At 52.6% G+C, this 11,550-nt stretch carries 14 protein-coding genes; all 14 read left to right on the forward strand.

Annotation, left to right across the window (positions count from 1 at the left end; genetic code table 11):
* The first annotated feature begins 5 nt into the window (after positions 1-5).
* The 14 genes from NK662_RS17650 to NK662_RS17715 all read left to right on the forward strand — a co-directional run bounded on the left by NK662_RS17650 (position 6) and on the right by NK662_RS17715 (position 11,545).
* A complete protein-coding gene (locus tag NK662_RS17650; RefSeq protein ID WP_254760270.1) occupies positions 6-1,343 on the forward strand; it encodes an acetyl-CoA carboxylase biotin carboxylase subunit in 1,338 nt (445 codons plus the stop codon).
* 14 nt (positions 1,344-1,357) lie between these two features.
* A complete protein-coding gene (locus tag NK662_RS17655; RefSeq protein WP_254760271.1) occupies positions 1,358-1,570 on the forward strand; it encodes an acetyl-CoA carboxylase biotin carboxyl carrier protein subunit in 213 nt (70 codons plus the stop codon).
* Positions 1,571-1,588: 18 nt separating this feature from the next.
* On the forward strand, positions 1,589-2,500 hold the full coding sequence (locus NK662_RS17660) for a hydroxymethylglutaryl-CoA lyase (RefSeq protein WP_254760272.1): 912 nt from the start codon (positions 1,589-1,591) through the stop codon (positions 2,498-2,500).
* 5 nt (positions 2,501-2,505) lie between these two features.
* Complete coding sequence (locus NK662_RS17665) at positions 2,506-3,294, forward strand: enoyl-CoA hydratase (RefSeq protein ID WP_254760273.1); 789 nt, start codon at positions 2,506-2,508, stop codon at positions 3,292-3,294.
* Positions 3,295-3,296: 2 nt separating this feature from the next.
* Entirely contained in the window at positions 3,297-4,838 is a 1,542-nt protein-coding gene (locus NK662_RS17670) for an acyl-CoA carboxylase subunit beta (protein ID WP_254760274.1), read from the forward strand.
* A 146-nt stretch (positions 4,839-4,984) separates the two neighbouring features.
* The gene (locus NK662_RS17675; protein WP_254760275.1) at positions 4,985-5,275 is read left to right on the forward strand and encodes a hypothetical protein; all 291 of its coding nucleotides are present in this window, start codon (positions 4,985-4,987) and stop codon (positions 5,273-5,275) included.
* Between the two features lie 71 nt (positions 5,276-5,346).
* Entirely contained in the window at positions 5,347-5,775 is a 429-nt protein-coding gene (locus NK662_RS17680) for a hypothetical protein (RefSeq protein ID WP_254760276.1), read from the forward strand.
* 60 nt (positions 5,776-5,835) lie between these two features.
* A complete protein-coding gene (locus NK662_RS17685; protein WP_254760277.1) occupies positions 5,836-6,615 on the forward strand; it encodes an undecaprenyl-diphosphate phosphatase in 780 nt (259 codons plus the stop codon).
* Between the two features lie 148 nt (positions 6,616-6,763).
* Entirely contained in the window at positions 6,764-7,861 is a 1,098-nt protein-coding gene (locus tag NK662_RS17690) for a hydrogenase small subunit (RefSeq protein ID WP_254760278.1), read from the forward strand.
* Positions 7,839-9,551, forward strand: a complete 1,713-nt coding sequence (locus NK662_RS17695; RefSeq protein ID WP_254760279.1) for a nickel-dependent hydrogenase large subunit — start codon at positions 7,839-7,841, stop codon at positions 9,549-9,551. The genes NK662_RS17690 and NK662_RS17695 overlap by 23 nt, the downstream gene beginning before the upstream one ends.
* 12 nt (positions 9,552-9,563) lie before the next feature.
* The gene (cybH, locus tag NK662_RS17700) at positions 9,564-10,310 is read left to right on the forward strand and encodes a Ni/Fe-hydrogenase, b-type cytochrome subunit (RefSeq protein WP_254760280.1); all 747 of its coding nucleotides are present in this window, start codon (positions 9,564-9,566) and stop codon (positions 10,308-10,310) included.
* Complete coding sequence (locus NK662_RS17705; RefSeq protein ID WP_254760281.1) at positions 10,300-10,773, forward strand: HyaD/HybD family hydrogenase maturation endopeptidase; 474 nt, start codon at positions 10,300-10,302, stop codon at positions 10,771-10,773. The genes cybH and NK662_RS17705 overlap by 11 nt, the downstream gene beginning before the upstream one ends.
* Positions 10,755-11,189: a Rieske (2Fe-2S) protein gene (locus NK662_RS17710; protein WP_254760282.1), complete on the forward strand. Its 435-nt coding sequence runs from the start codon at positions 10,755-10,757 to the stop codon at positions 11,187-11,189. Before NK662_RS17705 ends, NK662_RS17710 begins: the two co-directional genes overlap by 19 nt.
* 5 nt (positions 11,190-11,194) lie before the next feature.
* On the forward strand, positions 11,195-11,545 hold the full coding sequence (locus NK662_RS17715; protein WP_254760283.1) for a hydrogenase maturation nickel metallochaperone HypA/HybF: 351 nt from the start codon (positions 11,195-11,197) through the stop codon (positions 11,543-11,545).
* Positions 11,546-11,550: the final 5 nt, after the last annotated feature.

Raw genomic sequence — 11,550 nt, forward strand, 5'->3', positions numbered from 1 at the left:
ATGGTATGTTCAATAAAATTTTAATCGCCAACCGCGGAGAAATTGCCGTCCGTATTATGAGAACGTGCAAGCGTCTCGGCATTGAGACAGTAGCCGTATATTCGGAAGCAGACGCCAACGCCCTGCACGTGCAACTGGCGGACGAAGCGTATTTGCTCGGTGGTCCGCGGGTGCACGAAAGCTATCTGAACCTTGATAAAATGATGGAAATTGCCCGCGAAACAAAGGCGGAGGCTGTGCATCCGGGCTATGGACTGCTGTCGGAGAATCCGGCCTTTGCAGCCCGCTGCCGGGATGAAGGCATCGTCTTCATTGGCCCTTCTGCTGATGTGATTGCCCAAATGGGCAGCAAGATTGAATCGCGCAAGGTGATGCAGGCAGCCGGTGTTCCGGTTGTGCCGGGCATTACAACGGCTATACCGTCTGTGGAAGAGGCGAAGGAGATCGCCAAAACAATTGGGTACCCGTTGATGCTGAAGGCTTCTGCCGGCGGCGGCGGAATCGGCATGCAGACCATCGAGACTGAGCAAACGCTCGTTCAGGCATTCGCAAGCAACCAGACCCGCGCCCAGAACTTCTTCGGCAGCGGGGAAATGTACATGGAGAAGCTGATTACGCAGGCGCACCATATTGAAATCCAGGTGCTGGCGGACAGCTTCGGCAATACGGTCTATCTTTGGGAGCGGGAGTGCTCCGTGCAGCGCCGGAACCAAAAGGTAGTGGAAGAAGCGCCGTCTCCCTTCATCAGTGAAGCAACGCGCCATGCGATGGGGGCAGTGGCTGTGCAAGCGGCAAAGGCAATTGGCTATACAAATGCAGGGACAATCGAATTCCTTGTCGATGAACAGCAGAACTTTTATTTTCTTGAAATGAACACACGCCTGCAGGTGGAGCACCCTGTCACAGAGGAAATCACAGGTCTGGACCTCGTGGAACAGCAGCTGCGCATTGCGGCAGGCGAGAAGCTGGCATTCTCTCAAGAGGAGGTTGCCAGAAACGGCCATGCCATTGAAGTCCGACTGTATGCGGAAGATCCCAAAACCTTCTTCCCGTCACCCGGCACCATCCATACGCTGGAGCTGCCGCAAACCGTGCGCATCGACCACTTTTTGGAGGAAGGGATCCAGATTACGCCTTTCTACGATCCGATGATTGCAAAGGTCATTGCGCATGGGCCGACACGGGAAGCCGCGATTTCCAGCCTGCAATTGGCACTGCAGGAAACGAAGGTGGAAGGCATTAAAACAAATATTCCCATGCTGCTACGGGTATTGGAGGATGATGTGTTCCGAAGTGGAATATATACTACGAGCTTTGTTGCACAGCAGCTCGCAAAACGATAAAGGGGGCATATAAAATGACAAAGGTGTACGCATCGATGGCAGGAAATGTATGGAAAATTGTAGTAAACCCAGGGGACACAGTAGAGGAAGGACAGGATGTTGTCATTTTAGAGTCCATGAAGATGGAAATTCCCATTGCTGCGGAGGAAGGCGGCACAGTGGCACGAATTGCGGTAAGTGAAGGAGACTTCGTCAACGAAGGCGATGTGCTGGTCGAACTGGAATAGTCGGGGAGGGGATGGGACATGAAGCTTCCTGCATCCGTCACAATCAAGGAAGTCGGGCCGCGCGACGGCCTGCAGAATGAAAAGCGAATTTTACCGGCAGCCGACAAAATCGCCTGGGTGAACCGGCTGAGCGATACCGGGCTGTCTTATATTGAAGTGTCCTCGTTCGTCCATCCAAAGTGGATTCCGGCATTGGCAGATGCTGCCGAGGTATTCGCCGGCATTGAGCGGAAGCCGGACGTAACCTATGCGGCGCTCGTTCCCAATCTGAACGGTTTGGAACGGGCCCTGTCCGCCGGTGCGGATGAGGTGAACGTGTTTCTCTCCGCCAGCGAAGCGCACAGCCGGAAAAATATTAATAAGTCCATTGCAGAGGCCGTGCAGGCGGTGAAGGAAGTGACGCAGCAGGGTCTCGCTGCCGGAAAGCAGGTGCGGGGCTATATATCTACTGTATTCGGCTGTCCTTACGAAGGTGCTGTTGCCCTAGATACAGTGGAGCGGCTGTGTGAAGAGCTTTTCAGCTTTGGCATTTATGAGATTTCTGTAGGAGATACCATCGGGGTGGCAAATCCGCAGCAGGTCGAGCTTGTGCTGGAGCGGCTGCTGCGGTCCTTCCCGGCCGGGCAGTTTGCCATGCACTTCCATAATACATACGGGATGGCGCTGGCGAATGTGCTGAAGTCGCTGGAAGCAGGGATTACCGTATATGACAGCTCCTGCGGCGGCTTGGGAGGCTGTCCATATGCACCGGGCGCATCGGGAAATGCAGCTACCAACGACCTCGTCCATATGCTGCACAAAATGGGGATTCAAACGCAGGTGGATGAGGACAAGCTGCTGGGGGCGAGCCGGTTAATTGAGCAGAAGCTTGAAGCGGCATTGCCAAGCCATGTCTATCAGGCCAGAAAACACCAAACAGTAAGCAGGTGAAACGAATGCTTGTACAGCAGTCAATTCAATTGGACTATATCACACCGCATATCGCGAAGCTGACACTGAACCGTCCCGGGCAGGCAAATGCTTTGTCGTTAGCCCTGCTTGAGGAGCTGCAGGCTGCCTTGCAGGATATCCGGGCCAATCGTGACGTTCGCGTTGTCATTCTTACAGGCGCCGGAGAAAAAGCATTTTGTGCCGGTGCCGATTTGAAGGAACGGGCCGGCATGACGGAAGAACAGGTACGCCAGGCTGTTGCGGTGATCCGTTCCACTATCAATCTGGTAGAGAACCTGCCGCAGCCTGTCATTGCAGCCATCAATGGAGTGGCGCTTGGAGGCGGGACAGAACTGAGCCTTGCCTGCGACTTTCGGATTGCCGCTGAAGCTGCAACGCTTGGGTTGACCGAAACATCTCTGGCTATCATTCCCGGAGCTGGCGGCACTCAGCGCTTGCCGCGCTTAATCGGTCTGGGCCGAGCGAAGGAGCTGATCTTCACAGCACGCCGGGTGACTGCTGCGGAGGCGGAGCAATATGGCCTCGTGGAATACGTAGTGCCTGCTGCGGAACTGGAAAGCAAAGCGACAGCTTTGGCGGAGCGCATTGCTGCGAACGGCCCGGTGGCTGTCCGCCTGGCAAAGCAAGCCATTGCCAAAGGCATGGAAACAGATTTGCAAACCGGCTTGGAGCTGGAGTGGCAGGCATACGAAGGAGTCATTGGCACGAGTGACCGACTGGAAGGCTTGCAGGCATTCAAGGAAAAACGAAAGCCGGTATACAAGGGGGAATAGATGTGCTCGAGCAACAGCAAAAGCAGCTGACGTTAGAAGAACGAACAGATAAAATCAAACAGGGCGGCGGCGCCAAATACCATGAGCAAAATGCGGCAAAGGGCAAGCTGTTTGTCCGCGACCGCCTCGCTCTGTTATTCGATGATGCCGATTTTACAGAGGATGCGATGTTCGCCAATTGTGACAGCACGGACTTGCCGGCTGATGGTGTTGTAACAGCAATCGGCAAGGTGCATGGCCGTACGGTCTGTGTCATGGCGAACGATTCTACGGTGAAAGCCGGGTCATGGGGCTCCCGTACAGTCGAGAAAATCCTGCGTATTCAGGAGACAGCGGAAAAGCTTCGCGTGCCGCTCTTGTATCTCGTGGATTCCGCCGGTGCCCGGATTACGGATCAGGTGGAAATGTTTCCGGGGCGGAGAGGCGCCGGCCGGATTTTTTATAATCAAGTGAAGCTATCAGGCAAGGTGCCGCAGGTTTGTTTATTATTCGGCCCATCGGCTGCAGGGGGCGCCTACATCCCGGCATTCTGTGACGTGGTTATGATGGTGGACGGCAACGCTTCCATGTATCTCGGGTCACCGCGCATGGCAGAAATGGTCATTGGGGAGAAGGTGACACTTGAGGAAATGGGCGGCGCCCGTATGCATTGCTCTGTATCCGGCTGCGGCGATGTGCTGTGCAAGTCGGAGGAGGAGGCGATTGCGGCGGCCCGCACATATTTGTCCTACTTCCCAAGCAATTATTTGGAAAAGACACCTGCTGCGGTCGGCATGGAACCAAAGGCCTTTGATAAAACACTCGAGCAAATCATCCCGCAAAATCAAAATGCGCCGTTCAATATGATGGATCTCATTAACCGTATTATTGATGAGGGCTCCTTCTTTGAGATTAAGAAGCTGTTTGCCCAGGAGCTTATTACTGGTTTGGCTCGAATCAATGGCAAACCGGTCGGGCTGATTGCCAATCAGCCGCGGATGAAGGGCGGCGTGCTGTTCCATGATTCAGCGGATAAGGCGGCGAAATTCATTACGCTTTGCGATGCCTTTCATATCCCGCTGCTGTTCCTTGCGGATGTACCGGGCTTTATGATTGGCACAAAAGTGGAACGGGCCGGTATCATCCGCCACGGCGCCAAAATGATTTCGGCCATGAGTGAGGCCACTGTCCCGAAAATCTCCATCATTGTCCGAAAAGCATATGGCGCTGGTCTTTATGCGATGGCGGGTCCTGCTTTTGAACCGGATTGCTGTCTGGCTCTGCCAACTGCTTCTATTGCGGTTATGGGTCCGGAAGCAGCGGTGAATGCCGTATACGCCAATAAAATTGCGGCTCTTCCTGAAGAGGAACGCGCAGCCTTTATTGAGCAGAAGCGCGAAGAGTACAAGAAGGACATCGACATCTACCATTTAGCTTCGGAAATGGTCATTGACGGAGTCGTGCATCCGAACAAGCTGCGGGAAGAATTGATTCACCGCTTTGGAGTTTACTCAAGCAAGTATCAAATCTTCACCGACCGGAAACATCCAGTATATCCAGTGTGAAGGATGCTTCATTGAATCCCAGAGGCCATAGCCTCTGGGATGTTTTTGTTTGGATATGTATTTTTCGTGAAAGACATATCATTTGATGAAATTCTATGGAATGATAAGAATATATATGGCAGTAAGAAACATGAGGAGGCTTCTAATTGGGACTCTTTGACAGGTGGTTCAGCGGCAAAACGTTCAAGGTCATCAGCGTTCACACGCTTCATCCAGTCTATGGCTACAAACGCGAGCATTGGGAAGTGGGGCGGGATATTGAACTGAGTATTGTGCAGCAAAAGGCGGAAGAGCGGGCTCTGTACGTCTTACATTCCTTTGAAGACGGGCATCCGGTCCGGCATTACTTAACAAGAGAAATGTTTGCGAAGGTGTTGCATCAGTATGAAGAAATTGAGCAAGGTGTCGAAGAATCACTGCAGCAGGTGTTCAGTTGACCGTTCCCCATATGGAGTACCAGGGCTCTGCGCAGGCAGAGTTCTTTTTCTGCAGAAAAGGAGGAGGCACCATGCCAAAAGCATATCTCATCAACACCAATATGTCCCATGACCCGGCTTGTGAGGCAGACATGCTGCAGCAGGAAAAGTGTGCGGCTTACGGAACACCGTGGAAGCATAAAGTGAGTATCATTGGAAAAGGGAGCTATGTTTTTTTGTATGGCAACAAACGCGGCATTCTGGCGAAAGGAATTGCCAGCGGGATCGTGGAAACCGCTCCTTACCACGGAGTTCCCGAGGAAGAATATTACATGAAGCTGGAAGGATTTCAGCAGTTGGACAAGCCCCTGTCGGCCGTTGAAATCCGACAGCTCATCCGGGAGGTGGAGGAGCACCGAAGCATTCATTTCCAGCAAACACTCCTTGCCTTACAGGAGCCGTTCGCTGCTGTCCTATGGGAGGCATGCAGCATGCGGACAAATCCTGAAAAGCGCACATAACGGCGTGAGCTTGTTCATATATTGGTACAGGCGTCTGCGTAAGGACAGGAGGGGGAATGCATGAGTTGGTTGGAGGCACTTTTGCTGGGCATTATTCAGGGGTTGACAGAGTTTCTCCCCATCAGCAGCACAGGGCATCTCTATTTGGGCCGGCATTTGGTCGGATTGGATGAGGCCGGGTTGTTTCTTGATACGATGCTGCATATTGGAACACTTGTGGCAGTGTTCATCTATTATAAGCATGAGTTTGTGAAAATGCTCCGTAATCCGTTCAGCAAGCTTACCTATCTGTTGATTGTCGGGACGATTCCTGCTGTCATCGTGGGCCTTTTGTTCAAGGACTTTTTTGATGAAATCTCCAAAACAGGGGTCACGATCGGCTGGGAGTTTCTCGCAACAGGGGTATTTCTCTATTGGGCGGAAGCAGGCAAAAGCGGTCGGCGGAAAATGGAAGATATCACGTACGGTGATGCATTGTTCATTGGTTCATTCCAGGCGTTTGCCATCTTTCCGGCTATTTCCCGCTCCGGGATGACGATTGTGGCGGGGCTGTGGCGGAAGCTGGACCGGGAAACCGCAGCTTATTTTTCGTTTCTGATTTCCACCCCGGCCATTGTGGGGGGAATTGTGCTTCAGTTGGCTGATGTATTCTCCGGCCAGACAGAGAACATCTCGGCTGCTTCACTGGCGGTGGGAGCCGTTTCCTCCGCATTTTTCGGCTATATTGCAGTAGCTTGGATGATTACTTACTTAAAGCGACATTCCTTAAAGGTATTTGCCTACTATGTATGGGCATTGGGAGGTCTCATTTTATTTCTGCAGTTCACCGGCGTCTTTTAAAGATGCCGTTTTTTTATCATTGGATTGTTTAATACTTCACATAGATGGTTAAGGCGGTTTTTTGAATCTTATGATAATTCCCGTACAGAACATGTAAAATGTGGTAACGTAAGCGGTATCAATGAGTGTTCTCTATGGGGGTGTTGATGTGGAGGAACAAAAAACGATACTGGGGGAACTGCTGGACCGTGGGGTTTCCCGCCGGAATTTTCTTAAGATGTGCACAGCCCTGGCAGCAACGATGGGGCTGGATTTTACGCAAACCAATCGTGTCGTGCAAGCAATGGAAACGAGTAAACGGGTGCCTGTCATCTGGCTGCAATTTCAGGATTGCACCGGCTGTTCGGAGTCTTTTATCCGCTCCTCGCATCCGAAGGTGGAAAGTGTCCTGTTTGAAATGGTTTCTCTTGAATATACCGAAGCTTTGTCTGCCGCTTCCGGATATCAGGCGGAGGAAGCGCGCCGGCATGTGATGGAGAAATATCCGGGCGAATATGTGCTCGCGGTGGAGGGCAGCGTGCCGACAAAGGATGAATTTTGCATGGTTGGTGGCCAAAGTGCCAAGGATACGCTGCTCGAAGCAGCGAAAGGAGCCAAAGCCATCCTGGCATACGGCAGCTGCTCCTCCTGGGGCGGAATTCCGGCTGCTTATCCGAATCCGACAGGAGCCGTTCCCATTACAGATTTAATCAAGGATAAACCAATTGTGAGGGTGCCGGGCTGTCCGCCAATTGCGGAGGTCATGACTGGAGTCATCGCGCATTTGATCACCTTCGGCACTGTGCCGGAGCTCGATCATGTCGGCAGACCGAAAGCCTTTTATCGGCACCGCATTCACGACAAGTGCAACCGCCGCGCTTATTTCGATGCCGGATTGTTCGCTGAAAGCTTTGATGATGAGGGCGCGCGCCAGGGCTACTGTTTGTATAAAGTCGGCTGCAAGGGGCCGACAACGTACAGCTCCTGTGCGGAGATGCGCTGGAATGGCGGCGTAAGCTACCCGATTCAATCCGGAAATCCGTGCATCGGCTGCACTGAGCAAAATTTTTGGGACAATGGCTCCTTCTTTGAACGACGGGCAAAGCTGCTTGGGACCGAAACGACCATCAATCCGGAGCAGGCCGGTCTGGCCGCAGTCGGTGTGACAACTGCTGGAGTTGCAGTTCATGCTGCGGCTACTGCAGTGATGAAAAAGAAACAGGGGCAAGTGGAGGTGCTGACAGATGACACAACGTATCGTGGTTGACCCCGTTACCCGGATTGAGGGGCATTTACGCATTGAAGCGGATATTCAAAACGGCATGATCCAGGATGCCTTCAGCTCCGGCACGGCAATTCGCGGTTTGGAGCTGATTGTGAAGGATCGGGATCCGCGTGATGTCTGGGCGTATGTACAGCGGATTTGCGGCGTTTGCACCTCTACACATGCACTGGCAGCCATCCGGTCTGTGGAGGACGCGCTGGAGATTACCATTCCGCGCAATGCCCATCTCATCCGCGATTTGATGAATGCCGCCGTATTTTTGCACGACCATGTTGTTCATTTCTATCACCTTCACGCGTTTGACTGGGTGGATGTACTGAGCGCCCTGAAAGCAAGCCCGCAGGAAACAAGCCGGATTGCCCAATCCATTTCGAGCTGGCCAAAGTCATCGCCCGGCTATTTTGCGGAGATGCAAAATAAGGTGAAAAAGGTAGCGGAGAGCGGGCAGCTTGGCATTTTTGCAAACGGCTACTGGGGCCATAAAGCCTATAAGCTGCCGCCGGAAGTGAATCTCCTGGCTGTTGCCCACTATTTGGAGGCATTGGACTGGCAAAAGGAAATTGTTAAAATCCAAACGATCTTCGGAGGGAAAAATCCGCATCCGCATTATGTGGTCGGCGGCATGGCAACACCGATTAACATCAACAGCGACAATGCCATCCACGCAGAGCGGCTGATGCATGTGTCCCAGCTTGTGGACCAGGCTTATGAATTTGTGAATCAGGTATATATTCCGGACCTTTTGGCAATCGGCTCCTTTTATAAGGATTGGACTTATGGCGGTGGTCTCGACAATTATTTATGCTACGGCGATTTTTCCAAAGGGGATATCCGGGATGTCAAAGAATACAGGATGCCGCGCGGTGTGATTGTAAATGGCAATCTCAATGAAGTGCGGGATGTTGACCCGAAGGATCCGGAGCAAATTCAAGAATTTATCGACCACTCCTGGTATACATATGACGACAAGCCGACAGGCGGCCGCCACCCATGGAAAGGTGAGACAACCTTCAACTATACAGGACCGAAAGCGCCTTATAAGCAGCTGGATACGAACGTCAAGTACAGCTGGCTGAAATCGCCGCGCTGGAAGGGCATACCGATGGAAACGGGGCCGCTTGCCCGCATGATGGTCGGCTATGCGCTGAAGAAGGATGAGTTTGTCGGCATAATGGATGATACGCTGAAAAAGCTGGACCTGCCGCTTTCTGCGATGAAGTCCGCACTGGGGCGCACGGTCGCCCGCGGTCTGGAGTCTGTGCTGATTGCCAACTGGATGAAGGACGATATGAAGGCGCTGCTGAGCAATATCAAACAGGACCAAGTAACCTTCGACAAAAGCAAATGGAATCCGAACACCTGGCCGAAAACAGCAAAAGGGGTGGGCTGGATTGAAGCGCCACGGGGGGCACTTGGCCATTGGATCAACATCAAGGATCAGAAAACCGCGAACTACCAGGCTGTTGTGCCCACCACCTGGAATGCTTCGCCGCGCGACGGCAAGGAGCAGCTCGGGGCCTATGAGGCTGCGCTGAAGGGCACGCAAATTCTGGATCCGGAGCAGCCGCTTGAAATTTTGCGCGTGGTGCATTCCTTTGATCCATGTCTCGCCTGTGCCGTGCATTTGACGGATCTTGAGACAAACAAGATGACCCATATTAGAATCATGTAGGGGGAAACGACTATGGCGGAGCATCACAAGTCACAAATCGTCTTTCCGAATAAGCGTCCTGCGAAGGTCATCAACGAATATAGCGACCATCGCAAGGTATACGTCTGGGAGCTGCCTGTGCGCCTGTTTCATTGGATGAATGCCGGTGCTATTGTGGCGCTTATGATAACCGGTATCTATATTGCCCATCCGTTTGTCAGCGCAAGTGTACCGGAGGAGGCTTCCGCCAACAATTTGATGGGCTGGGTGCGCAATATTCATTTTTTTGCTGCGTTTCTGTTCACCATCAATCTATTGTTCCGCTGGTATTGGGTGTTTGCCGGCAATCAGTATGCGACAAGCAACCCGCTGAAACAGGGATTTTGGCCGGAAACCTATCAAACGGTCCGCTCGTATCTCTTTTTGAAAAACAAGAAGCCGCACTATACGGGGCATAATCCGCTGGCGCAGCTGAGCTACTGGGTATTCATCGGCCTCGGTTCCATCATCATCATGTTGACCGGCTACTATCTCTTATTCGAACCGCAGCCGGAAAGCTGGTACGGGAAGCTCTTTTCCTGGGTGCCGTACCTCTTTGGCGACAGCTTCACAGTCCGGTCTTGGCACCACCTTGTGGCATGGGGCTTCATGGTCTTTATTGTGGTGCATGTATACATGGCATTTCGTGAGGATTGGCTGGAGCGCAATGGCACCATGTCTTCAATCTTTACAGGCTATAAAACTGAGAAAAAGCAGGTTGTGGATGAACATGACAAGTAAACACATTACGGTGCTCGGCATCGGAAATCTTTTATACAGCGATGAAGGAGTGGGCGTGCAGGTGCTGCCGCAGATCGAGAAACGGCTTGCCCGGCTTCCGGTGGACATTGTGGAGGGCTCGACAGACGGAATGCGGCTGTTGAGTGTAATTGAAGAAAGCGACTATCTCGTTATCATTGATGCGATGAATGCCGGTATGAAGCCCGGCACGATTGTCCGGATTGAGGGAGAGGAAATTCCATCCTACTTCGGGGTGAAGATGAGCATCCATCAGCTTGGATTTCAGGAGGTCTTATTTGCCGCCCGGCTCCTGGAGCAGCTGCCAAAGCAAATGGTGATGTATGGCGTACAGCCGGATTCTTTGGAGTTTGGCTTGGAGCTGTCGCCCATTGTGCAAGGGACATTGCCGCGGCTGGCCGCTTGTGTGGAGGAGGAGGTGCAGCAATGGCTGAAGAACAGCTGAACCGGCGGGAGTTTCTGTCCGAGGTGCGGGATAGTCTTTGGCAGACCGTTCGTGCGCTTCTCCGTCCGGCGGCAGAGGAAAAGCTGGAGCAGCTGGAGGAGGCTGTTCAGGTGTTGGAGGGTGTACGCTATGTGGAAGCTGCCCGCATCAAGGAATTGTCGCTTTTACAGATTACGAGAAAGCAAATCGGCAAGCAAGCTGTTCTGCTGTATCAGGCTGAAGGGCAGCTCTATGCAGTCTCTGAACAGTGTCCATCCTGCGGCACGCTGCTGTATGTCAATTCCTATGACTGCAAAATCAGCTGTCTGTCCTGCGGCACGGGCAAAAAATGGCTGACCGGTGCTGGAGAGCTGTCTCTCCGGCGCCATCCTGTCAAAATTATAAGGGATGCAATTTATGTTGGAATAAAGGACTGACAAGCATGCATGAAATGGCGTTAATGGGAGATATTTTGCAAATTGTGACAGAGGATGCCAGAGAGCGCGGCCTGCAAGCCATTCAAGAGATTGCCCTGTTGGTCGGCGAGTACAGCAATGCCATGCCGGATGCCCTGGAGATGGCATTTCTCATCTACAAAGCTGAGGGGGTCTCTTCTCTGTTGCCGGACAGCCGACTGCAAATCGTCAGGGAAGCGGGGCAGGCACAGTGCGTTCTCTGCGGGGCTGTTTATACACCTGAACGAAAGCTGTCCATTTGCCCATCCTGCGGCATGCCAAGCGGGCGGCTGATCGCTGGGGAAGCCTTTCAAGTGATATCGTACGAGGGGAGCTGACAAAT

The sequence above is a fragment of the Ectobacillus ponti genome (assembly GCF_024294785.1).
Classification (GTDB): domain Bacteria; phylum Bacillota; class Bacilli; order Bacillales; family Bacillaceae_G; genus Ectobacillus; species Ectobacillus ponti.

Bases quoted from the DNA above. Each gene is read 5' to 3' on its own strand.
- NK662_RS17650 (WP_254760270.1), top strand. From the start codon at position 6: ATGTTCAATAAAATTTTAATCGCCAACCGCGGAGAAATTGCCGTCCGT.
- NK662_RS17655 (WP_254760271.1), top strand. From the start codon at position 1,358: ATGACAAAGGTGTACGCATCGATGGCAGGAAATGTATGGAAAATTGTA.
- NK662_RS17660 (WP_254760272.1), top strand. From the start codon at position 1,589: ATGAAGCTTCCTGCATCCGTCACAATCAAGGAAGTCGGGCCGCGCGAC.
- NK662_RS17665 (WP_254760273.1), top strand. From the start codon at position 2,506: ATGCTTGTACAGCAGTCAATTCAATTGGACTATATCACACCGCATATC.
- NK662_RS17680 (WP_254760276.1), top strand. From the start codon at position 5,347: ATGCCAAAAGCATATCTCATCAACACCAATATGTCCCATGACCCGGCT.
- NK662_RS17685 (WP_254760277.1), top strand. From the start codon at position 5,836: ATGAGTTGGTTGGAGGCACTTTTGCTGGGCATTATTCAGGGGTTGACA.
- NK662_RS17695 (WP_254760279.1), top strand. From the start codon at position 7,839: ATGACACAACGTATCGTGGTTGACCCCGTTACCCGGATTGAGGGGCAT.
- cybH (WP_254760280.1), top strand. From the start codon at position 9,564: ATGGCGGAGCATCACAAGTCACAAATCGTCTTTCCGAATAAGCGTCCT.
- NK662_RS17705 (WP_254760281.1), top strand. From the start codon at position 10,300: ATGACAAGTAAACACATTACGGTGCTCGGCATCGGAAATCTTTTATAC.
- NK662_RS17710 (WP_254760282.1), top strand. From the start codon at position 10,755: ATGGCTGAAGAACAGCTGAACCGGCGGGAGTTTCTGTCCGAGGTGCGG.
- NK662_RS17715 (WP_254760283.1), top strand. From the start codon at position 11,195: ATGCATGAAATGGCGTTAATGGGAGATATTTTGCAAATTGTGACAGAG.